21 protein-coding genes are annotated in these 22713 nt (G+C 60.9%); 14 read left to right on the top strand and 7 right to left on the bottom strand.

The window, feature by feature from the left end:
- Positions 1 to 358: 358 nt before the first annotated feature.
- From OKC29_RS21735 to nqrM, 8 genes are read left to right on the top strand one after another with little or no spacing between them, the layout of a single operon-like run.
- Positions 359 to 1702: a Na(+)-translocating NADH-quinone reductase subunit A gene (locus tag OKC29_RS21735; RefSeq protein WP_011705061.1), complete on the top strand. Its 1344-nt coding sequence runs from the start codon at positions 359 to 361 to the stop codon at positions 1700 to 1702.
- 3 nt (positions 1703 to 1705) lie between these two features.
- Positions 1706 to 2935 carry an NADH:ubiquinone reductase (Na(+)-transporting) subunit B gene (locus OKC29_RS21740; protein ID WP_011705062.1) on the top strand — a complete coding sequence of 410 codons (1230 nt, stop codon included), beginning with the start codon at positions 1706 to 1708 and terminating at the stop codon, positions 2933 to 2935.
- Complete coding sequence (locus OKC29_RS21745) at positions 2925 to 3713, top strand: Na(+)-translocating NADH-quinone reductase subunit C (protein WP_011705063.1); 789 nt, start codon at positions 2925 to 2927, stop codon at positions 3711 to 3713. Before OKC29_RS21740 ends, OKC29_RS21745 begins: the two co-directional genes overlap by 11 nt.
- Positions 3706 to 4338, top strand: a complete 633-nt coding sequence (locus tag OKC29_RS21750) for an NADH:ubiquinone reductase (Na(+)-transporting) subunit D (protein ID WP_005303545.1) — start codon at positions 3706 to 3708, stop codon at positions 4336 to 4338. The genes OKC29_RS21745 and OKC29_RS21750 overlap by 8 nt, the downstream gene beginning before the upstream one ends.
- 3 nt (positions 4339 to 4341) lie before the next feature.
- Positions 4342 to 4938, top strand: coding sequence for an NADH:ubiquinone reductase (Na(+)-transporting) subunit E (gene nqrE / locus OKC29_RS21755; protein ID WP_005303538.1), 597 nt, complete (start codon positions 4342 to 4344; stop codon positions 4936 to 4938).
- Between the two features lie 17 nt (positions 4939 to 4955).
- Positions 4956 to 6179 carry an NADH:ubiquinone reductase (Na(+)-transporting) subunit F gene (nqrF, locus tag OKC29_RS21760; RefSeq protein WP_011705064.1) on the top strand — a complete coding sequence of 408 codons (1224 nt, stop codon included), beginning with the start codon at positions 4956 to 4958 and terminating at the stop codon, positions 6177 to 6179.
- Positions 6180 to 6182: 3 nt separating this feature from the next.
- Positions 6183 to 7223, top strand: coding sequence for an FAD:protein FMN transferase (locus tag OKC29_RS21765; protein ID WP_073349191.1), 1041 nt, complete (start codon positions 6183 to 6185; stop codon positions 7221 to 7223).
- A gap of 11 nt (positions 7224 to 7234) precedes the next feature.
- The gene (nqrM, locus tag OKC29_RS21770) at positions 7235 to 7459 is read left to right on the top strand and encodes a (Na+)-NQR maturation NqrM (RefSeq protein ID WP_011705066.1); all 225 of its coding nucleotides are present in this window, start codon (positions 7235 to 7237) and stop codon (positions 7457 to 7459) included.
- A gap of 86 nt (positions 7460 to 7545) precedes the next feature.
- Here nqrM and OKC29_RS21775 read toward each other — a convergent pair whose 3' ends face one another.
- Positions 7546 to 7758: a hypothetical protein gene (locus OKC29_RS21775; RefSeq protein WP_029301604.1), complete on the bottom strand. Its 213-nt coding sequence runs from the start codon at positions 7756 to 7758 to the stop codon at positions 7546 to 7548.
- A gap of 132 nt (positions 7759 to 7890) precedes the next feature.
- Between OKC29_RS21775 and dinB the strand changes: the two genes are divergently transcribed.
- From dinB to rlmM, 6 genes are all read left to right on the top strand, one after another.
- Positions 7891 to 8943, top strand: coding sequence for a DNA polymerase IV (gene dinB, locus OKC29_RS21780; protein WP_073349193.1), 1053 nt, complete (start codon positions 7891 to 7893; stop codon positions 8941 to 8943).
- Between the two features lie 68 nt (positions 8944 to 9011).
- Positions 9012 to 11153 (top strand): methyl-accepting chemotaxis protein, encoded by a 2142-nt coding sequence (locus OKC29_RS21785; protein WP_073349195.1) that lies wholly within the window; start codon positions 9012 to 9014, stop codon positions 11151 to 11153.
- Between the two features lie 283 nt (positions 11154 to 11436).
- On the top strand, positions 11437 to 12357 hold the full coding sequence (locus OKC29_RS21790) for a transcriptional regulator GcvA (RefSeq protein ID WP_005303519.1): 921 nt from the start codon (positions 11437 to 11439) through the stop codon (positions 12355 to 12357).
- Entirely contained in the window at positions 12350 to 12988 is a 639-nt protein-coding gene (locus tag OKC29_RS21795; protein ID WP_073349197.1) for an alpha/beta fold hydrolase, read from the top strand. The genes OKC29_RS21790 and OKC29_RS21795 overlap by 8 nt, the downstream gene beginning before the upstream one ends.
- A 32-nt stretch (positions 12989 to 13020) precedes the next feature.
- Complete coding sequence (locus OKC29_RS21800) at positions 13021 to 13407, top strand: DUF423 domain-containing protein (RefSeq protein WP_011705071.1); 387 nt, start codon at positions 13021 to 13023, stop codon at positions 13405 to 13407.
- Positions 13400 to 14494 carry a 23S rRNA (cytidine(2498)-2'-O)-methyltransferase RlmM gene (gene rlmM / locus OKC29_RS21805; protein ID WP_041217202.1) on the top strand — a complete coding sequence of 365 codons (1095 nt, stop codon included), beginning with the start codon at positions 13400 to 13402 and terminating at the stop codon, positions 14492 to 14494. The genes OKC29_RS21800 and rlmM overlap by 8 nt, the downstream gene beginning before the upstream one ends.
- A 70-nt stretch (positions 14495 to 14564) precedes the next feature.
- Here the strand turns inward: rlmM and OKC29_RS21810 are convergent, their stop codons facing one another.
- The 6 genes from OKC29_RS21810 to OKC29_RS21835 form a co-directional block, all read right to left on the bottom strand.
- Positions 14565 to 15005, bottom strand: coding sequence for a hypothetical protein (locus tag OKC29_RS21810; RefSeq protein WP_073349199.1), 441 nt, complete (start codon positions 15003 to 15005; stop codon positions 14565 to 14567).
- A gap of 121 nt (positions 15006 to 15126) precedes the next feature.
- Positions 15127 to 16134 (bottom strand): isocitrate dehydrogenase, encoded by a 1008-nt coding sequence (locus tag OKC29_RS21815; RefSeq protein WP_073349201.1) that lies wholly within the window; start codon positions 16132 to 16134, stop codon positions 15127 to 15129.
- A gap of 146 nt (positions 16135 to 16280) precedes the next feature.
- Positions 16281 to 17084 carry a flap endonuclease Xni gene (gene xni, locus OKC29_RS21820; protein ID WP_162275627.1) on the bottom strand — a complete coding sequence of 268 codons (804 nt, stop codon included), beginning with the start codon at positions 17082 to 17084 and terminating at the stop codon, positions 16281 to 16283.
- Between the two features lie 130 nt (positions 17085 to 17214).
- A complete protein-coding gene (gene ppnN / locus OKC29_RS21825) occupies positions 17215 to 18570 on the bottom strand; it encodes a nucleotide 5'-monophosphate nucleosidase PpnN (protein WP_011705076.1) in 1356 nt (451 codons plus the stop codon).
- Positions 18571 to 18720: 150 nt separating this feature from the next.
- A complete protein-coding gene (locus OKC29_RS21830) occupies positions 18721 to 20340 on the bottom strand; it encodes a GGDEF domain-containing protein (RefSeq protein ID WP_073349205.1) in 1620 nt (539 codons plus the stop codon).
- A gap of 90 nt (positions 20341 to 20430) precedes the next feature.
- Entirely contained in the window at positions 20431 to 22701 is a 2271-nt protein-coding gene (locus OKC29_RS21835) for a hypothetical protein (protein ID WP_073349207.1), read from the bottom strand.
- Positions 22702 to 22713: the final 12 nt, after the last annotated feature.

Consider the following 22713-nt stretch of genomic DNA (forward strand, 5'->3'; position numbering starts at 1 on the left):
GGCGATAAAATCAGATCACAAACGAAGCCTTTTTTATATCTATTTCAATTGGTTGCCGCTAAAGATCCTGTACATGAATAATGGCTAACTCGAAGTCGTGCCTGAGGTTTCGTGAAAAAAAACCGCATGATTAAATTTCGATGATTTTGTGATAGAGCGGGGATTTTCCCCATTTTGCATGGCAGGCAACTCGCCATAAGTGGTAAACTCAGGCGCTTTTGAATGACTCTGTATGTTGCTGATTTGTTTGTTTCTTCGACATCATCCCGCAACATCAACGGGCTCATTCAACAACTCGTCGTGATGTATTTCTCGGCGCTAACCAACCTGTCTTCCCTTAACGGTAGTGCAAGTGAGTATGATTACAATTAAAAGAGGACTGGACATCCCCGTGCTGGGTGCTCCGGAGCAAGTAATCTACGATGGCCCGGCCATCACCCGTGTTGCTACACTCGGCGAAGAGTTCGTGGGGATGCGTCCTACTATGTTTGTCAAAGTAGGTGATCGCGTCATTAAAGGTCAGGAGCTCTTCGAAGATAAGAAGAATCCCGGCGTTAAATTCACGGCCCCCGCCACCGGTGTGGTTTCAGAGATCAACCGGGGTGCCAAGCGCATTCTGCAATCCGTTGTCATCGATATCGATGGGTCCGACGAGCAGGTGACCTTCGAGCACTTTGCGTCTGCCGAGCTGGCCAAGCTCGAGCGCAGCAAGGTGCAGGAGATCCTGGTCGCATCCGGCCAATGGACCGCGTTGCGTACCCGCCCGTTCAGCAAGGTGCCGGCCGTGGGTTCCACCCCTCGCGCCATCTTCGTCACCGCCATGGACACCAACCCGCTGGCTGCCAGTGCGGAGCTGATCATCAAGGAACAGGCCCAGGCCTTCCTCGACGGTCTGGCCGTGCTGACTCGTCTGACCGATGGCACCGTCTACGTCTGCAAGGGCGAAGCGAGCCTGCCGCACGCTTCCCTGGCGCAAGTCAAGGAAGAGGTGTTCGTTGGCCCGCACCCTGCCGGTCTGCCCGGTACCCACATCCACTTCCTGGACCCGGTCGGTGCCAAGAAGGTGCAGTGGCACATCAACTATCAGGATGTGATCGCCTACGGCAAGCTGTTCACCACCGGTCAGATTTTTACCGACAAGGTGATCGCGCTGGCCGGCCCGAACGTGGTCAAGCCGCGTCTGCTGCGCACCCGCATGGGCGCCTGCATCAGCCAGCTGACCAACAACGAGCTGCGTGCGGACGAGAATCGCATCATCTCCGGTTCCCTGCTGAGCGGTGCCAAGGCCGAAGGGGTACATGACTACCTGGGTCGCTACCACAATCAGGTCAGCGTACTGGGTGAAGGTCGCGAGAAAGAGTTCCTGGGTTGGGTCAATCCCAGCGCCAGCAAGTTCTCCATCACCCGTACCACCCTCTCTCACCTGATGAAGGGCAAACTCATCAACTTCACTACCACCACCAACGGTAGTGACCGCTCCATGGTGCCTATCGGCAACTATGAGCGGGTGATGCCGCTCGACATCCTGCCGACCCTGCTGCTGCGGGATCTGGTCTCCGGCGACACCGACAATGCGCAAGCACTCGGCTGTCTGGAACTGGATGAGGAAGATCTGGCGCTCTGTACCTTCGTCTGCCCCGGCAAGACCGAGTACGGCCCAGTCTTGCGTGAGTGCCTGACCAAGATCGAACTGGAAGGTTAAGCGATGAGTTTCAAGCAACTTCTTGAAAATATGGAACATCACTTCGAGCCGGGTGGCAAGTACGCCAAGTACTATGCCCTGTTCGAAGCGGCGTACACCCTGTTTTATACCCCGGGTTCCGTGACCCGCAATGCTGCCCACGTCCGTGATGCGATCGATCTGAAGCGCATGATGATCATGGTGTGGCTGGCCGTGTTCCCGGCCATGTTCTGGGGCATGTACAACGTCGGCAACCAATCCATCGCCGCCATCGCCCATCTGGGCACGGCTGCCGGTGCCGACACCTGGCAATACACCATCGCCACCCTGCTGGGTGCTTCGCTGGATCCGGCCGTCGCCGGTATCGGCAGCAAGATGCTGATCGGTGCTGCCCACTTCCTGCCAATCTACCTGACCGTGTTCCTGGTCGGTGGTTTCTGGGAAGTGCTGTTTGCCATGGTGCGCAAGCACGAGATCAACGAAGGCTTCTTCGTAACCTCCATCCTGTTCGCGCTGATCGTGCCGCCCGAGCTGCCCCTGTGGCAAGCTGCCCTGGGTATCACCTTCGGTGTGGTGCTGGCCAAGGAAGTGTTCGGTGGTACCGGCAAGAACTTCCTGAACCCGGCGCTGGCGGGTCGTGCCTTCCTGTTCTTCGCCTATCCGGGCCAGATCTCCGGTGATGCAGTCTGGGTTGCCGTCGACGGCTACTCGGGTGCCACCGCGCTGAGCCAGTGGGCCCAGGGCGGCCAGATGGCGCTGATCAACGGTGCCACCGGCCAGACCATCAGCTGGATGGACGCTTTCCTTGGCAACCTGCCCGGTTCCATCGGTGAAGTCTCCACCCTGATGATCCTCATCGGTGCGGCCATGATCGTCTACATGCGGATCGCCTCCTGGCGCATCATCGCCGGTGTGATGATCGGCATGGTTGCGACCTCCCTGCTGTTCAACGTCATCGGTTCCGATACCAACCCCATGTTCAACATGCCGTGGCACTGGCATCTGGTGCTGGGCGGCTTCGCCTTTGGTATGGCCTTCATGGCGACCGATCCGGTCTCCGCTGCCTTCACCAACAAGGGCAAGTGGTGGTATGGCGCCCTGATCGGGGTGATGGTGGTGCTGATCCGGGTGGTGAACCCCGCCTTCCCGGAAGGCATGATGCTGGCCATTCTGTTTGCCAACCTGTTTGCCCCCTTGTTTGACCATTTCGTGGCGCAGGCGAACATCAAGCGGAGGATCGCTCGTGGCGTTTAATAAAGACTCTACTGTCGGCACCCTCACCATAGTGACCGGTCTGTGCCTGGTCTGCTCCATCGTGGTCTCCGTGGCCGCCGTGGGACTGCGTCCAGCCCAGCTGGAAAATCGGGCGCTGGACAAGCAAAGCAACATTCTGTCCGTCGCCGGTGTCGACATCAGCAGCGTGGCCAAGCGCGATCTGGCCCAGCTGTACGGTGACAAGATTGAAGCGCGTCTGGTCGATTTGACTACCGGTGAGTTCGTTGACGGCGATGCCGACAACTTCGATACCAAGCTGGCGGCAAAAGACCCGGCCAAGAGCATTCGTCTGGCCCCGGCCGACGACAAGGCCGGTCTGCGTCAAATCTCCAAACTGATCCCGGTGTTCTTCGCGAAAGATGCCGAGGGCAAGGTCGACAACATCATCCTGCCGATCTACGGCCAGGGTCTGTGGTCCACCATGTACGCCTTCGTGGCGGTCGCGGCCGACGGCCAGACCATCAAGGGCATCACCTACTATGACCATGGTGAAACCCCGGGTCTGGGCGGCGAGATCGAAAATCCGGCCTGGCGCGAGCTGTTCGTCGGCAAGAAGCTGTTCGATCAGGATGGCATGCCGGCACTGCGGGTGATCAAGGGTCATGCTCCGGCTGGTTCCGAGCATGAGATCGACGGCCTGTCCGGTGCGACCCTGACCGGTAACGGCGTACAGCATACCTTCGACTTCTGGATGGGTCCCAAGGGCTTCGGTCCTTTCCTGGCCAAGGTTCGTGCAGGAGAAATCAACAATGGCTGACAAGAGCGAAATGAAAAAGTTGCTGTTGACGCCTGTGCTCGGCAACAACCCCATCGCACTGCAGGTGCTGGGGGTCTGTTCCGCGCTGGCCGTTACCAGCCAGATGAAGACGGCGTTCGTGATGACGCTGGCCGTTACCGCGGTCACCGCCTTCTCCAACCTGTTCATCTCCCTGATCCGCAACCAGATCCCGAACAGCGTGCGGATCATCGCCCAGATGGCGGTGATTGCCTCGCTGGTTATCGTGGTTGACCAGGTGCTCAAGGCGTATGCCTACGACATCTCCAAGCAGCTGTCGGTGTTCGTCGGCCTCATCATCACCAACTGTATCGTGATGGGTCGTGCCGAAGCCTATGCCATGAAGAGTGCCCCGCTGCCCTCCTTCCTGGACGGTATCGGCAACGGCCTGGGTTATGGCGCCGTGCTGCTGACCGTGGCCACCGTGCGTGAAATCCTGGGCTCCGGTACCTGGTTTGGCATCGAACTGCTGCCGCTGGTGAACAATGGTGGCTGGTATGTGCCCAACGGCCTGCTGCTGCTGCCGCCGAGTGCGTTCTTCATCATTGGTCTGATCATCTGGGGCGTACGCACCAAGGATCCCAAGCAGGTGGAGGCGAAGGATTAAGGTATGGAACACTATATCAGTCTGTTGATTCGCTCGATCTTCATCGAGAACCTGGCGCTCTCCTTCTTCTTGGGGATGTGTACCTTCCTGGCGGTGTCCAAGAAGGTCAAGACCGCCATGGGCCTGGGGATCGCCGTTATCGTGGTTCAGACCGTGGCCGTCCCGGCCAACAACCTGATCTACAACTACGTCCTCAAGGACGGTGCCCTGGTTTCCGGCCTGGACTTAAGCTTCCTGAGCTTCATCACCTTCATCGGGGTGATCGCGGCACTGGTGCAGATCCTGGAGATGGCGCTGGACAAGTATTTCCCGGCTCTCTACAACGCGCTCGGTATCTTCCTGCCGCTCATCACCGTGAACTGTGCCATCTTCGGTGGCGTCTCCTTCATGGTGCAGCGTGACTACAACTTCGTTGAGTCCGTGGTCTATGGCGTGGGTTCGGGTGCCGGCTGGATGCTTGCCATCGTCGCGATGGCGGGGATCCGCGAGAAGATGAAGTATTCCGATGTTCCGGAAGGTCTGCGTGGCCTCGGCATCACCTTCATCACCGCGGGTCTGATGGCGCTGGGCTTCATGTCCTTCTCTGGTATTTCCCTGTAATCGGAAAGGAAATATAGATGGAAATTATTCTGGGTGTGGTCATGTTCACCGTGATCCTGCTGGCCTTGGTGGCAGTCATTCTGTTCGCCAAGTCCAAGCTGGTGACCGCCGGTGACGTGACAATCAGCATCAACGGCGACCCGGCCAAGGCTGTGACCAGCCCGGCGGGTGGCAAGCTGCTCGGCGTGCTGGCCGGCAGCGGTATCTTCGTCTCCTCCGCCTGCGGCGGCGGCGGTTCCTGTGGTCAGTGCAAGGTACGGGTGAAATCCGGCGGTGGCGATATCCTGCCGACCGAGCTGGATCACATCAGCAAGGGCGAAGCCCGTCACGGCGAGCGTCTGGCCTGTCAGGTCACCGTTCGTTCCGACATGGACATCGAACTGCCGGAAGAGATCTTCGGGGTGAAGAAGTGGGACTGTACCGTCATCTCCAATGACAACAAGGCCACCTTCATCAAGGAGCTCAAGCTGCAGATCCCGGATGGCGAGAGCGTACCGTTCCGCGCCGGTGGTTATATCCAGATCGAAGCGCCGGCTCACCACGTGCAGTACAAGAACTTCGATATTCCCGAGGAGTATCGCGGTGACTGGGATCGCTTCAAGATCTTCGAGCTGGAGTCCAAGGTCAACGAGCCGATCATTCGTGCCTACTCCATGGCCAACTATCCGGAAGAGTTCGGCATCATCATGCTGAACGTGCGGATCGCGACCCCGCCGCCGAGCAACTGGACTGCCCCTCCCGGCCAGATGTCCTCCTACATCTTCAGCCTGAAGGCTGGCGACAAGGTGACCATCTCCGGTCCGTTCGGCGAGTTCTTCGCCAAGGACACCGATGCCGAGATGGTGTTCATCGGTGGTGGTGCCGGTATGGCGCCGATGCGTTCCCACATCTTCGATCAGCTGCGCCGTCTGAAGACCAAGCGCAAGATGAGCTTCTGGTACGGTGCCCGTTCCAAGCGCGAGATGTTCTATGTCGAAGACTTCGACATGCTGCAGGCCGAGAACGACAACTTCCAGTGGCACGTCGCCCTGTCTGATCCGCAACCGGAAGACAACTGGGACGGCTACACCGGCTTCATCCACAACGTGCTGTTCGAGAACTATCTCAAGAACCACGAGGCGCCGGAAGATTGCGAGTTCTACATGTGCGGGCCTCCCGTGATGAACGCTGCCGTCATCAACATGCTGAAAAACCTCGGTGTTGAAGACGAAAACATCCTGCTGGATGACTTTGGTGGTTAATCAATGCACAGTGTTGTAAAGACCTGGCTAGCCTTCGGGCTAGCCTTTTTCTTGACTGGGTGCGGTCAGGAACAAACGGTCCAATCGAAGCCGGAGATCCACATCACCGGCAGCACCATGGGTACCTATTACTCCATCAAGGTGGCGGACAGCGTCATCACGGATCCCGCCAAGTTCCAGGCCGAAGTCGATGTGCTGCTGGAGCGGGTCAACGATCAGATGTCGACCTACCGCCCGGATTCCGAGCTGTCGCGCTTCAACCAGCATCGCGGCTCGACGCCGGTGGTGGTCTCCCGCGATACCGCGCGGGTGGTGACCGAGGCCATTCACATTGGCCGTGAGAGCCGCGGGGCGCTGGACGTCACCGTCGGCCCCTTGGTCAATCTGTGGGGCTTCGGGCCCGATGCGCGCCCGACCAAGACGCCGTCCGACGAGCTGATCACCCAGACTCGCCAGAAGACCGGACTCGGCAACCTGCACGTGATCACCTCGGCCGATGCCGATACCTTGCAAAAGGACATCCCGGATCTCTACGTGGATCTCTCCGCCATCGCCAAGGGCTTTGGGGTCGACAAGGTGGCCGAGTATCTGGAGTCCATGGGCTCGCGCAACTATCTGGTGGAGATCGGCGGTGAGCTGCGGATCAACGGCGTCAACGGCAAGGGGCACCCCTGGCGCGTTGCCATCGAGAAGCCGACCGCCAACGCCGGTTCGGTGCAGGAAGTGATCGTGGCCGGTGACAACGGGGTGGCGACCTCGGGCGAGTACCGCAACTATTACGAGCTGGACGGCAAGCGATTCTCCCACACCATCGATCCCATGACCGGCAAGCCGATCCAGCATCGGATGGTGTCGGTGACCGTCATTCACCCCTCCTGCATGACCGCAGACGGGCTGGCGACCGTGTTCATGGTGCTCGGGCCCGAGAAGAGCCTGGCTTATGCCAAGGAGCGGGGTTTGGCTATCTTCGTGATCACCAAGACGGATGATGGCTTCGAGGAGTCCTACTCCGATGCCTTCAAACAGTATCTGGTTAGAAAATAAGGGGCGGTAACATGCAGATTTTTTTGATCACCTTCGGGGTATTTCTGGCGGTAGTGGTGGCCATGGCCATCGGTTACATCTTCCAGAAGAAGACCATCTCCGGCTCCTGCGGCGGGCTCGGCAGCATAGGTATCGAAAAAGAGTGTGATTGCCCGGAACCCTGTGACAACCGCAAGAAGAAGATGGCCAAGGAAGAGGCCCGTCGCAAGATGCTGGCGGAGAACCGGATCATCTGAGCGGACAGGGCGCCGAGTCGTACTCGCTCCCGTGCCGGATAACCGACGGGCTGACCTGATGGTCAGCCCGTTTTTTTGCAAAAGACTCAGTAGTCGTATTGCTGGCAGGCTTTCTTTTTGAACTCGGCCCGCCAGCGTGCCAGCTCTTCCCGGGTGCCCAGCTCGTCGCCCTGTTTGATGGCCTGTTCCAGCGCCGCGATGCGGTCATACAGCCAGCTGCATTCGGCGGTCGGGTTGTCCTTGCTGCTGCCCGGCTGTGCCAGCAGGCAGAGCCCCAATCCCAGCCAACCTATCTTCATCTCACCCTCCTTGCATGATGCGCTAACCAATGGTGCCTCAAGAGTCTATATCCGACCCTCATTTCATGCCGATGGCAGAAATGGCAGCACTGGGTTAGCATAGGCAGGTTGCCTGTTTATTCGTACAGTAGTATGCGCAAGATCATTCACATCGACATGGACTGCTTCTATGCCGCGGTAGAGATGCGGGACAACCCGGCCCTGCGCGAGGTGCCGCTGGCCATCGGCGGCTCGGCGGACAGGCGCGGCGTCATCTCGACCTGCAACTATGTGGCGCGCCGCTTCGGGGTGCGCTCCGCCATGCCGAGCGCCTTGGCACGCAAGCTCTGCCCGCCGCTGGTGCTCATTCCCGGCCGGATGGCGGTCTACAAGGAGGTTTCCCGCCAGCTGCGGGCCATCTTCCTGCGCTACACCGAGCAGGTGGAGCCGCTCTCCCTCGATGAAGCCTATCTCGATGTGACGATGAGCCCCTGTTGTGGCGGCAGTGCCACTCTGATGGCCCGCGAGATCCGCGCCGCGATCAACACCGAGCTGGGGTTGACCGCCTCAGCGGGGGTGGCGCCGAACAAGTTTCTGGCCAAGCTCGCCTCCGAGCAGCGCAAGCCGGACGGCCTGTTCGTGCTCCGCCCGCAGGAGGTGGATGAGTTCGTGCGCCAGCTGCCGCTTGGCAAGTTGCCCGGCATCGGTCGCAAGACCGCGGACCGGCTGGAGTCGCTCGGCCTTTACTCCTGCGAAGATGCCCGCCAGCTCGGCAACGAGGAGCTGATCGCCCGTTTCGGCAAGCTCGGGGAGATGCTGGCTGGGCGGATCTGGGGCCACGACGAGCAGCCGGTGCAGGCACAGCGGGTGCGCAAGACCATCGGGGTGGAGACGACGCTCGCCAGCGACGTGCTGGATGAGGCCGCCTGCTGGCAGGTGCTCCGCCAGCTCATCCCCGAGCTGGAGCAACGGTTCTCGGTCAGCCATGGCAGGGAGCAGCTGATGGGGCAGGGGATCAAGCTCAAGTTCGCCGATTTTCAGCAGACCACCGTCTACCGGCGCGGCGGTTACCAGCCGGAGCGGTTTCACGATCTGCTGCACGAAGGCTTGCTGCGGGCGCAGGGCAAACCCATTCGGCTACTGGGATTGGTGGTCGGCCTGCCCGCAGCCGGCGAAGTGAACCAACTTGCCCTGGATTTAGCGTGATAAGGTTAAGTTTTTGTTTCTAAAACCGATACACTGATCATATCTGTAAAAAGCTAGGAAATGGTGGCATGAGTTCTCTTTCTGTTCAGGGGCGGATCACCCTGATCGCCGGTTGTTGTTTGTTGGCCAGTGCCGGAGCCTTGGTGGCCTCTTCCCTCTTCAGTGCTGCCAACATGCAGGATCAGGTGCTGACTTCCACCACGGCGGAAGCCCAGAGTGCGGCCGAAAACTGGATGAAGGCGATGGGCTCCGAGCAGGCGGCCAAGGTGACCAGCTATCTGGACGAGGCCTACTTCCGGGCCACTCTGCTGGGACAGGGGATCCTGTTCCAGCGCAAGAATGCGGCCGACAACTTCGGCTCCTCCGAAACGCTGCGTACCGCCGTCAATCAGCAGCTGCACGACGCGGCCGCCTCCTCTGACAACCTGCTCGGGGTCTATGCGGTGTTCGAGCCGGATCAGCTCGACGGTGAAGACAGCAATTATCACGGCTCCAGTGCGCTGGGCTCCAACGATCAGGGCCGCTTCTCCACCTATTGGGCGCGGGTCGACGGCAAGATAGAACCCGAGGTACAAAACGAATCCGTGCTGGCGGACGAGAGTCCGACGGCGGCCGGCGGGGTGGAGAACGAGTGGTATCGCTGCAGCATCCGCAGCAAGGCGCTCTGCCTGCTGGAACCCTATCTCGATGATGTGGGCTCGCAGAAGGTGTTGATGACCTCGGTGACCGTGCCCCTGCTGGAGCAAGAGAAGCTGCTCGGCATGGTCGGCGTCGATATCTCGCTGACCGCCCTGCAAAGCCTGGTCAAGGAGATGGATCAGGAGCTCTACAAGGGGCAGGGGAAGGTGCTGCTGGTCAGCAGCCAGGGCCGTGTCGCCGGCGTGGATGGCTTTGACGTCACTCTGGGCAGCCCGCTCGGCCAGCAGTATCAGACCCTGGCCGGCGAGCTGCAGGGCTGGCTGGGTCAGGGACAGGTCAGCAGCCGCTGGAGCCCTGACGGCACCCTGTTGCAGACCTTCGTGCCGGTCAAGATGCGGGGCACCGAGCAGAAATGGGGCATCTACATCGAACTGCCGCGCAGCGTGGTGCTGGCGTCGGCTCTCCAGCTGCAGGACGATCTCTCCGGTCAGGCCAGCCGCAGCGTGATGACCCAGCTGCTCATTGGCGGCCTCATCTCGGCGGTCGCGCTGATCTGCATCTGGCTGATGGCCCACCAGATAGTGGCCCCCATCCGCGCCGTGGTGGCCCGCCTCAAGGACATCGCCAGCGGCGAGGGGGACCTCACCCAGCGCATCGAGCTGCGCCGTGACGACGAGATTGGCGAGCTGGCCAAGTGGTTCAACAGCTTCCTCAACAAACTGCAGAGCACCATCAGCCAGGTCATCGATACCGTCGCCGGCACCCGTGCCAGCGCCGAACAGGCCGCCAGCGTTGCCGAGCGCACCAGCGCCGGCATGCAGGCCCAGTATCAGGAGGTGGATCTGGTGGCGACCGCGTTCGAGGAGCTGAGCGCCACCGCCTTGCAGGTAGCGGGCAATGCCAATTCGGCGGTGGCCGCGGCCAACCAGGCCGATACGGCGGCGCAGGAGGGCAAGTACGTGGTGGCGGATACCCAGGAGGCGATGCGCAAGCTGATGGCGGTGATCAGCGACGCCAAGCCGGTGGTGGAGCATCTGTCGGCCAACAGCGAGAACATCAACGACATCTTGGTGGTGATCCAGGGGATCGCCGAGCAGACCAACCTGCTGGCGCTCAACGCCGCCATCGAGGCGGCGCGGGCCGGTGAGCAGGGCCGTGGCTTTGCGGTGGTGGCGGATGAGGTGCGCAATCTGGCGGGTCGCACCCAGAACGCCATCGTCGAGATCCAGACCCTCATCGGCCAGCTGCAGTCCGGTACCGAGGCCGTGGTGAAGGCGATCATGACCGGCCACAGCCAGGCGGATCTGACGCTCACCAAGGTGGACCTGTCGGTCAGCGTGCTGGAGCAGATCATCCACGCGGTGGCGACCATCCATCAGATGAACGAGCAGATTGCCAGGGCGGCGCAGGAGCAGAGCGGGGTGGCGGACGAGATCAATCGCAACGTCAGCAACATTCGCGATGTGAGCCACACCATCCGCGCCGAGGCGGCCAGCTCCGCCGAAAACGGTCGCGAGTTGTCGGCACTGGCCGACAAGCAGCAGCAACTGGTGGGGCAGTTCAAGGTATAAGGATAAGAAAAAAGGCGCCATCCAACCGGAGGCGCCAAACACATTCAGATGACAGACTGGGTTAAATCGGTCCGATTTAAACCCCTCTTCCCGCAGAGGAAGAAACACAACACCACAATCGCAGTCCAGTGACTCACAAAAATCACATGTAAACCAACATGGAAGAGAAAAAGTGAGCCATATGACAACGGATTGCGAAGCGAATTATGTTTATTCACTGGTCGACCCGCAACCGACAAATTATAATGCGGCCCATTAGAAAAACTCATCGTCGGCTGGTCTCATGTCTCGTCGTTTACCCCCGCTCAATGCACTGAAAGCATTCGAAGCCGCGGCTCGTCATTTAAGCTTCACCCGGGCTGCGGAAGAGCTTTTCGTGACCCAGGCTGCCATCAGTCACCAGATCAAGGCGCTGGAAGAGTACCTCGGCATCAAGCTGTTTCGCCGCAAGAACCGCTCCCTGCTGTTGACCGAGGAGGGGCAGGGCTACTTCCTCGACATCAAGGACATCTTCACCTCCATCTCGGAGGCGACCGACAAGCTGCTGGCGCGCAGCGCCAAGGGGGCGCTCACCGTCTCTTTGCAGCCGAGTTTCGCCATCCAGTGGCTGGTGCCGCGGCTGGTCAAGTTCAGTGAGCGCCACCCCGACATCGATGTACGGATCAAGGCGGTGGACATGGACGAGGGCTCGCTCACCGACGATGTGGACGTGGCCATCTATTACGGCCGTGGCAACTGGCCTGGGCTGCGTGCCGACAAGCTGCACACCGAGTATCTGATCCCGGTCTGTTCGCCGTTGCTGCTGACCGGTCCCAAGCCGCTGCGTACCCCGGACGATCTGACCCGCCACACCCTGCTGCACGACACCTCCCGCCGCGACTGGAAGGCCTGGTTTCGCCAGCTCGACATCGATGCGCCCAACGTCAATCAGGGGCCCATCTTCAGCCACTCCACCATGGTGATCCAGGCGGCCATTCACGGCCAGGGGGTGGCCCTTGGCCACAGCGTGCTGGCCCAGCCCGAAATAGAGGCTGGCCGCCTCATCTGCCCGTTCGAGCAGGTGCTGGTGAGCAAGAACGCCTTCTATCTGGTGTGCCAGGAGCAGCAGTCCGATCAGGGCAAGATAGTGGCCTTCCGCGACTGGATGCTGGAGCTGGTGGAGCAGGAGGAGGCCCGTCGCCGGGCACGGCTGGCCGATGCCTGAGGTGATCCGGGAGGGGGTTGTCGATGCCCCCGTCCGCATTCTGCTGGCCCACGGCGCCGGTGCGGGCATGGAGCACGCCTTTCTGGCCGAGCTGTCACGCTTGCTGGCCGGGCCGGACATCGAGGTGGTGCGCTTCAACTTCCCCTACATGAGCAAGCGCGCGCTGGATGGCAAACGCAGACCGCCGGACAGGCAACCCGTGCTGCTGGCGCACTGGCGCCAGATGGCGAAGGAGTTTGCGCATCCCCGGCTGTTTCTGGCCGGCAAGTCGATGGGCGGGCGGATGGCGGCCGAACTCTATCAGGATGGCGAGGACGAGATGAATGCTGCAGGATTGCTCATTCTCGGGTATCCTTTCCACCCCCCGGCCAACCCCGACCGCTGGCGGGGTGACGTGCTCAAGCAGATCAAGACGCCGACCCTGCTGTTGCAGGGGGAGCGCGATACTTTCGGCACCCGTGCCGAACTGGCTGATTTTCCCTTCTCACCCGCCGTATCGGTCCATTGGCTGACCGATGGTGATCATGGCTTCAAACCGCGCAAGAGCAGCGGGGTGAGCGAGCAGGATAACCTGCGGCAGGCGGCCGGGCAGATCAAGAACTTCATTGCGACCATCCCGACGCGAACGTGAGGATGGGAAGCGAAACGACGAGGAGGCAAGGGATGCAATTCCATCGACATTGGCTGGTGCTGGCGGGTGTGTTCGGCCTGACGGCAACCCTGCTGGGGGCCTACGGTGCCCATGGTCTGGCGGCCAGCGGGATCGAGCCTTCGCGTCTGGCGGCGTTCAATACCGCCGTGCAGTATCAGTTTTTCCACGCCCTGGCCCTGCTGGTGCTGGGGTGGTGCGGTGTGCGCAGCAAGGTCATCACCTTTGCTGGCACCGCCTTCGTGCTGGGGATCCTGGGATTCTCCGGCAGTATTTATGCCATGGTGCTGCTCGGCAGCAAGGGGCTGGGGCTGATTACCCCGGCCGGTGGCCTCTGTTTTATGTTGGGATGGGCGGCTCTGATATGGGCTGGCTGTCGTCTTGGAGGAAAAAATGAATAATCTGCTGCTTTATTGCCGCCCCGGTTTTGAGAAAGAGGCGGCGGCAGAGATCACCGAGCGTGCCAGTAACATGCAGTGCTACGGTTTCGCCCGGGTCAAGGACGACAGTGGTTACGTGATATTTGAGCTGTATGACGAGGAGCAGGCCGATCTGCTGGCGCGCAAGTTGCCGTTCCGCGAGCTCATCTTCATTCGCCAGATGCTGGTGGTAACCCATGAGCTGAAGGATCTGGATCTGTCGGATCGCATCACCCCCATCCTGGAGGCGACCCAGGGTTACGCCATCTGCGGCGATCTGCGGGTGGAAACCGCCGATACCAACGAGGCAAAAGAGCTGTCGGCGTTCTGCCGCAAGTTCACCGTGCCGCTGCGCCAGGCGCTGCGCGGCAACGAGTTGCTGACCAAGAAGGAGACCCCGCACCGGCCGGTGTTCCACGCCTTCTTCCTGGCCAATGACCACGTGTTGCTGGGTTACTCCTACTCCTTCAACAACTCCGAATTCCACATGGGCATCCCGCGTCTGCGCTGCCCGGCCGATGCCCCGAGCCGCTCCAGCCTCAAGCTGGAAGAGGCCTTTTACGTGTTCGTGCCGCGGGAAGAGTGGGACCTGCGCCTCACCTCCGGCATGAAGGCCGTCGATCTGGGCGCCTGCCCGGGTGGCTGGACCTATCAGCTGGTACGTCGCGGCATGATGGTGACGGCGGTGGACAACGGCATGATGGCCCAGTCCCTGATGGATACCGGTCAGGTCAAGCACATCCGCGACGATGGTTTCGTGTGGCGTCCGAGCAAGAAGAACACCTATTGGCTGGTGTGCGACATGGTGGACAAGCCGGCGCGGGTCACCCACATGATCGCTGACTGGTTCCGGGAGAGCGATTGCCAGGAGGCGATGTTCAACCTCAAGCTGCCGATGAAGAAGCGCTACGCTGAGGCTGTGCACAACATCGAGGTGCTGCGCGAGCTGCTCAGGGAGATCGACAACGCTTTCGTGATCCAGGCCAAGCAGCTCTATCACGATCGCGAAGAGATCACGGTGCACGTCTACAACAAGTACTGGGTTTCCAAGCTCTCCGCCAAGGAGTAATTGCTGGCGGTGAGCCACTGACCACAAGGCCGACAACCCACGGGTTGTCGGTCTTGTCGTTTCTGCGTCATCAGAAACGGTAATCGAAACGCAGCGAGGATTCGCCGTCGGTGAGCTTGAGTTCAATGTCGAGCGGTATGGTGCGATCGGTCGGGCTGAACTCCAGCTTCACCCCGTTGCCGCGCAGCTTGATGGAAGTGTTCATGCCGGCGGTCTTGAACTTGATCCTGGGTTTGTGCTGCTCGAAGGAGAGGCTCACGCTCTTCTCGGCGGTCAGGTTCAGTTTCTGATAGGGAGTGACCTGGCTGTTGCCATCGCTGTCGGTCACGACATCCATCCCGAAGGAGAGCGGTTTGGGTGCCTTGAGCAGGTCGTTGGTATCCACGTTGGAGCGCCAGACCTGGCTGGCCTGCTGGGAAGAGGGGGGCAATTGCGGCCAGGCATTCTCGACCGGTCTGTCTACTGCCATGACGTTGCTGCTGATGAGCAGCAGGGTAACGATAGCGCGCATAATGGATCTCCTTATCCCTTATCTATTGAACATAGTAGCCAATCGACAAAGGGGGGAGAGCACCGCGAGATAAAACAAAGGGAGCTGAAGCTCCCTTTTAAAATCAATATCTTGGGTGTGATTACAAACGATCGATGATGGATTTGGTGAACTCGCTGGTGGAGGCGGTACCCCCCAGATCCCGGGTCACCCGGTCGCCGGATTCGATGGTGGCGCGCACTGCCTCACGGATCCGTTCGGCCTTGTTCTGCATGCCCAGATACTCCAGCATCTGGATGGAGGCGAGGATCACCGAAGTCGGGTTGGCGATGTTCTTGCCGGCGATATCCGGCGCCGAGCCGTGCACCGCTTCGAAGATGGCGGCGCCATCGCCGATGTTGGCACCGGGCGCCATCCCTAAGCCCCCCACCAGACCGGCACACAGATCCGACAGGATGTCGCCGAACAGATTGGTGGTGACCATGACATCGAAGCGCTCCGGGTACATCACCAGGTTCATGCAGGCGGCATCGACGATCATCTCTTCGCTCTGGATGTCCGGGTAGCGGCTGGCCACTTCACGGGCCACTTCCAGGAACAGGCCGGAGGTGGACTTGAGGATGTTGGCCTTGTGGATGATGGTGACTTTCTTGCGCCCTTCCTGGCGCGCCAGCTCGAAGGCGAACTTGACGATGCGTTCCGCCCCTTCGCGAGTGATGATGCTCATCGCCTCGGCGCTCTTGTTGTCGTCGCTGCGCTTCTGACCGGCACCCGAATACATACCTTCGGTGTTCTCGCGCACCGTGATGATGTCGATGTTGTCGTAACGGCTGCGGGTACCCTTGAAGGAGAGCACCGGGCGGACGTTGGCGTAGAGGTTGAATTTCTTGCGCAGGGAGACGTTGATGGAGGTGAAGCCACCGCCGACCGGGGTGGTGAGCGGACCCTTCAGGCTGACCTTGTTCTTCTCGATGAGATCCAGCGTCGCCTGGGGCAGCAGCTCGCCGTGCTTCTCCAGCGCCACCAGGCCGGCGTCCGCGTATTCGTATTCGAAGTCACAACCGGCGTGGGTCAGGATCTGGATGGCGGATTCGATGATGCTGGGGCCGATGCCGTCGCCCGGGATGACGGTAATTTTTCTTTTTGACATGAGACGTATCCACTTCTAGGGAACAGAGGGGGAGGATTCGGCGGTTTTATACCATTTCTACACCTAACCCTCCATGTTTCTTTACATTCTATCTGTTTTTGTCAACAGCGAGAGTGAGTCCGGTCATGCTTGGCGGTTTCGCTTGCTCAGGCTTCGGGAGCCGGTGGATAGCGGATCTCCCGCAGGTTGAAGCCGAGCGGAATGTCCCGCTGCAGCCGCACCAGCCGTTGGGCCAGCAGGGCCTCATCCTGGTGCTGGCGCAGCTTGAGCAGCGCCTTGGCGGCGTCTTCCTGCTGGCAGGCCGCCAGCAGGCTGGCCAGATCGCCGTATTGCTGCAGCAACTGGGTAGCGGTCTTGGGGCCGATGCCGAGTACCCCCTTGATGTTGGAGCCGCTGATGCCGGTTAGAGCCCAGAAATCCACCAGTTGCGTCGGCGCCACCCCGTACTGCTGCTCGACGAAGGTGGCATCCAGCCAGCGCTTGTTGAAGTAATCGCGGATCTGGATCTGCGGGCAGATGAGCTGGCAGAACCCCTTGTCGGTGGAGATGATGGTGGCTCTGGCTCCGTGCTGGGCAATGCCGCTGGCCAGGGTGGCGATGAGATCATCCGCCTCGTTGGTCTGGGAGAGTAGGGCATCCACGCCGCACTCCCAGAAGGCATCCTGCAGCTCGTTCAACCCCTCGCGCAGCTCGGCCGGCATGGGGGTTCGCCCCTCCTTGTAGGCCGGATAGACCTCCTTGCGCCAGCTGTGAACCTCGCCGTCGAACACCGCGATGACGTGGGTCGGCTCGCTGGCGGCCAGCAGCTTGCGGCAGGTGTTGATGAGGTTGGCACGGGTGGCGATCAACGCCTGGGCCGGGGTCAGCGCCTGCTGGGTCTGAACCGCGTGCAGCCGGCGAATGAGATTGAGGGCATCGATGATGAGCAGGTGTGGCCTTGGGTTTGACATGGGGCACTCTTGGCAGTCGGGACGCCCCATTGTAACAAACCAGCGGGCTCGATGGGGGATTGATGGCCGCGGGCATTCCCTGCGACAAAAAAGGGGCGCCATGCGCCCCTCGTTTCAGCTGTGCTGCCCGTCAGCGCACGATTTCGTAGCAGGGCACATACTGGCTGCCCGGCAGCTTCATGCGCTGCTGCTTGACGAAGCTCTCCAGCAGCTTGTCCATCAGGTGCATCAGCTCCTTGTCGCCGTGCAGCTTGAAGGGACCCTTCTTCTCGATGGCGCGGATGCCCCCTTCCTTGACGTTGCCGGCGACGATGCCGGAGAAGGCACGGCGCAGGTTGGCCGCCAGCAACTGGGGCGGCTGATTGCGGTGCAGGTCCAGGCTGGCCATGTTGGCGTGATCCGGCTCGAACGGTAGCTGGAACTCCGGCTCGATCTTGAGCGACCAGTTGAAGGAGTAGGCATCGCCGACCGATTTGCGGTATTCGCGGATCTTCGGCATCGCCTCTTTCATGACCCGGGCCACTTCCGGGGCATCGCCGACGATGATCCGGTAGAGGCTGGTGGCCGGTTCGCCCAGGGTCGCCTTGACGAAGTCGTCGATGGCGCGGAAGTAATCGGCGCTCTCCTTCGGACCGGTCAGGATGATCGGCATGGGCTGCCGCTCGTTGGCCGGGTGCATCATGATGCCGAGCAGGTAGAGCAGCTCTTCGGCGGTACCGACCCCGCCCGGGAAGATGATGATGCCGTGGCCAAGGCGCACGAAGGCCTCCAGCCGCTTCTCGATGTCCGGCAGGATCACCAGCTCGTTGACGATGGGGTTGGGCGGCTCGGCGGCGATGATGGAAGGCTCGGTGAGGCCGATGTAGCGGCCGTTGCGTACCCGCTGCTTGGCGTGGCCGACGGCGGCGCCCTTCATCGGCCCCTCCATGGCACCCGGGCCGCAGCCGGTGCAGATGTTGAGCTCACGCAGGCCCAGCTCGCTGCCCACCGCGCGGGTGTACTGGTACTCGATCTCGTTGATGGAGTGACCGCCCCAGCAGACCACCAGATTGGGGTCGGCGCCCGGCAGGATCGCCTTGGCGTTGCGCAGGATGGCGAACACCACGTTGGAGATGTGGGTGGAGCTGGTCAGGTTGACCAGCCGGTTCGACTCCAGCTGGGTCGACACGTAGAGGATGTCGCGCAGGACGGAGAACAGGTGCTCCTGAATGCCGCGGATGATCTCGCCATCGACGAAGGCGTGCTCGGGGGCGTTGAACAGTTCGAGCTTGACCCCGCGCTCGCGCCGGATCACATGAATATCGAAGGATTTGAAGCGCTCCAGTATCTCTTTGGAGCTGTCGGTATGGCTGCCGGAGTTGAGTACCGCCAGCGAGCAGTTGCGAAACAGTTGATAGATATCGCTGGAGGCGGTTTGCTTGAGGCGGTCCACCTCGAGCTGGGACAGCAAGTCCATGCTGCCGACTGGATTGATGTGCGTAATCATAGGTTCCCCTTTCACTCGCTTGTTATCGTTGTGCTTTTCCCTGGGGAGAAAACGGGATGCCCTGTGGCATCCCTTGAATTTGATAGTAGATGTAAGCGGTGGGGCAGGGGAATAGGGGGAAAGTGCGTTTGCTGCTTTTTTAGTCGCCGATCAGGCCAGATTGACCTGATCCCGACCCGAGTTCTTGGAGCTGTAGAGGGCCTTGTCGGCCCGCTCGAACGCGTCCGTGGTGTGATCCCCTTCCCTAAACAGGGTGGCACCGATGGAGATGGTGATCTCGACTCTGGCATCGCGAAAGCGGAACGGAATGCTCTTGATGGTCTGGCGCAAGGTCTCCAGCGGCTTCTGGAACTTGTCAGGGTTGATGTTCGGCAGCAGCACCACGAACTCCTCGCCGCCGAAGCGGGCGATGAAGTCGGTGTCGCGCAGGGCACCCTGCAGCGCCTTGGCCACCACCTTCAACGCCTTGTCACCGGCCATGTGGCCGTAGTTGTCGTTGATGTGCTTGAAGTGGTCGATGTCGATGATGGCCAGGCACAGCGGCGTGTTGTAACGCAGCCAGCGCTTGTATTCGAGCTCGAGCCGCTCGTCGAGGGCTGCCCGGTTGTGCACCTGGGTCAGGCTGTCGAGGAACAGCTTGTGTTTCTGGATGGTGAGCCGCTTCTTGTATTCGGCGGTCTCCTTCTTCATCAGCCGCAGCTTGGCCTCCATGGTGGAGAGGCGGGTCAGCAGATGGCGCTCGCGGGCGGCCATGGCCTCCCTGTCCTGCAGCAGCAGGTTGATGGCCCCCATGTGGCCGGAGATGGCCCCCTTGAGGTCATCAATGGTGTCATGGCTGGCCAGGGTATGGTCGATGGCCTTCAGCTCCCTGTCGATGGCCTTGCGGGTATCCAGGGTGGCGCTTTGCAGGGCGCGCCCCTCGTCGAGGGATTCGGTGAAGCTGAAGTGGACTGCAGAGAGGCTCTCGTTGAGGGTGCTGAGAAACGCCTGGGAGGCTTTGCGCTCCTCGCGGGTGCCCTCGATGATGAGCTCGATCACCTGCAGGCAGATCTCCGCCAGCAGGGGAGGGGTGATGCCATTGAGTAGCTGGCGGCGAATGTCCGCCAGACTCTCGCCGACGGCGCCGGCAAAGTCGAGTTCGGTGATGAGGCGCTGCAGCTCGTCGGCGATGTGGGCGTGCACCTTGACGTCAAAGGGGGCGCCCGGCTCCGGCGCGGCTAGGTCGGTGACCGTTTCTGCCTGGTTGCCGGCGGGCGTGCTCTGGGCCAGCAGGGGCTGGGTGGGCAACAGCTGGATCTTGATGGCCTGCTGGTAGAACTCCAGCAGCCGGATCACCTTCTTCTGGTGATCGCCGATGCCATAGCCATCCGGGCTTGCCAGAAACTCCTTGAGGGATTTGCGGGTCTCCTCCGGGAAGCCCTTGAGAGCCTTGAGCTGTTTGCTGCCGAGCTCGATGGCGGACTTGGTCAGGGAGATGGACTCTTCCAGCGCATTGCCGTGCTGCTGCAGCAGCTTCTCGATGACGGCGAGGTCGGCATCGAGGGAGGAGAGCGGCGGGTTGCCATCGAGTTTCTGCTTGAGCTTGGCGAGCTTGTTGTCCAGCTCGCGATCGTGGCCGCGACAGGCCTGCATCAGCTTGGCTATGAACTGGATGCTGCGGGCGCGTTCGGTGTCGGAGAAAGAGACGACGCCGTCCAGCTCCAGCTGCTTTTGCTGAAGGGATTCCCTGAGTCTGGCCAATTGTCCGGCTACGGCAGCGATATCATTCATTATTCAGGTCGCCCTGTTGTCATTATCGTTGTTGTGTTGGATAGCAACAGCGGTCGAACCCAGTTCCAGACCCAGTTGATTATCTATTTGTCATTGATCAACCGGCGCTTTCGTCCGTGAAAGTCGAAGCCAATTAACCCATTGCTTTTCATGAGAAGAATTTACTTTTACCAGTCCCTTGTCAATTGCCATCAAGCAGCATTGCCACACATCCCCATTAAAAAATGCGGCCTGCTGGCAATCGATGGCGGCCAGCTCCAGCCAGACGCTTTGCTGGTGTTTTTCGCTGAGCTGAATGGCTCCTGCCAGGGCCAGATAACAGAGGTCGAACAGGCCGTGATGATCGAGGGCGGTGGCCGCCTTGGGCAGGAAGGGGTGGCTGACGATGCCGAGGCTGATGTGGCGATCGAGCGGGTGCTGGCAGGGGAATTCGGCCAGTGCCGCGAGCAGTTCGCGGGCCAGTTGGTGCAGGTCTTCCACATGGCGCTGGGGCACCACATAGAGCAGGTGGCCTTCGCGCAGGTCGTAGATGCGGCCATCCTGCGGGGTGAGGCCGTTGACGTAGGCGCCGAAGGCCTGCTCTATCTCGCGGCTAACCTGATAACCGTGCTGTTCCAGGCTGTTGACCAGGAAGGGCACCCGAAACAGCAGGTAGTGCAGCTTGTCGTCGAACTCGCTGGTGGGCAGCTCGCTTAAATACCAGCGCTCGGATTTTTGCTGGCGCTTGGCCATCTCCCGCGGCCAGCGGCTCATCAGTCGCTGCCAGTTGGCCAGCCCGGTGCGTGGTTCGAGCAGCAGCGCCTCGCCCAGCTGTTTGCCCTGCAGACGGGCGACCCGCAGCTTGAGCCAGAGGGTGAAAAACAAATAGATGAACAGAGTCAGCAACAGACCGGTCACCACGCTCGACCAGAGGTAGCGATCCTGCTGATGCTTGCTGGTGCTCAGCTGTTGCTGCAGCTCCTTGATCTGCTGCTCCCGCTCCACCTGGGCGTAGTTGTCGCGGATCGCCTCCTGCTCCAGATCGACCTGCTGCTGGCGGACCTGTTCGCTGCGCTGGTGGAAATTCTTGTAGCTGTCCAGCGCCTGCTGCAGATAGCCCTTCTGCTCGTAGGCCGCCGAGAGCAGGCGGAAGATCTCAAACTGGCGCTGGGCGTCGCCGATCTGGTTGGCCAGTGCCAGCGCGTTTTCCAGCTGCAGGATGGCGATGCCCGCCTCCTTCTGCTTGAGATGCAGCTCACCCAGCAGCAGCAGGGTATCGATCAGCGGCTCCTTGTCGTCCCCCAGCTCGTGGGACTGGCGGGCCGCGGTGAGGTAGTTGCGGGCCAGGGTCAGGTTGCCGGTTTCCAGATAGGTTTTGCCTATCTCGTACTTGAGATGGGCGATGCGGGTGCGGTTGTTGCCCTCGTCCAGCAGATCCAGGGCATTGAAGAAGTAGACCAGCGCCATGTTCATCTCGCCCTGTTCCCGGTTGAGGCGGGCCAGCACGATGAGGGCGTCGCTCAGCAGGGAGGGATTGCCGAGGGCATGGAAGTAGTTGGCCGCCTCGTTGGCGTATTGCAGTGCCTTCTGCGGCTCCTGTTCCTCCTGATAGAGGTTCACTATCTGGTTCGACAGCAGGCCGAGGAACAGCGGATCCTGCAACCCTCTGGCCTGCTGCTGGGCATCGATGTAGTCGCCCAGCGAGAGCTGGGGCTGCTTGAGGGCGTGGTAGAGGTCGCCGCTCACCGCGCTGACCCAGGCGCTGGCCAGCGGATTCGTGGTCTGATCCGCCCAGCGGCGGGCTTCGGCCAGCTGGCGCTTGGCCTCGTCGAACTGGTGCGCCTCTATGCTGGCGTTGGTGCGCAGCAGCCGGCTGTACACCTGCAACTGGCTCTCTTTCAGGCTGGGGGTGCTGAGCAGGGTCTCCAGCTGGCCGAGCAGGCCGCCGCTGGCGCCGTGGGAGCGCTCCTGCAGGTTCTGGCTGCGGATCTTCAGATAGAGGCCGTGGGCCTGCAGCTCCAGTTGCTGCTCCTTGGCCGCCATGGCGATGCCCTGATCGAGGGATTTCTGCGCCGCCTGGAACTGGCCAAGCTGCAGCAGACACTCCCCCTTGAGCAGGTGGGCACCGGTGGCCTGGGCGGCGGTGCCATAGCTCAGCAGCGGCTCTCGATAGCCGTACTCCTGGCGATTGCTGATGATTTGCTTGGGATTATTGGCCGTGCGGGTGAGGAAGGCGGAGGTGATCTGCACGCATCTGGCGGGATCGGTCAACACCAGGGTCTGGGCCTGTTGCAGGTCGATGGACAACTGCTCCTTGGCCAGATCCAGATCAGGAGCCGACAGGGAGGACATCATCATTGCCAGAAAAAACAGTTGATTCATTGGATTAAGGGC

This window comes from Aeromonas sp. QDB34, from assembly GCF_027705405.1.
Taxonomy (GTDB): Bacteria; Pseudomonadota; Gammaproteobacteria; order Enterobacterales; family Aeromonadaceae; genus Aeromonas; species Aeromonas hydrophila.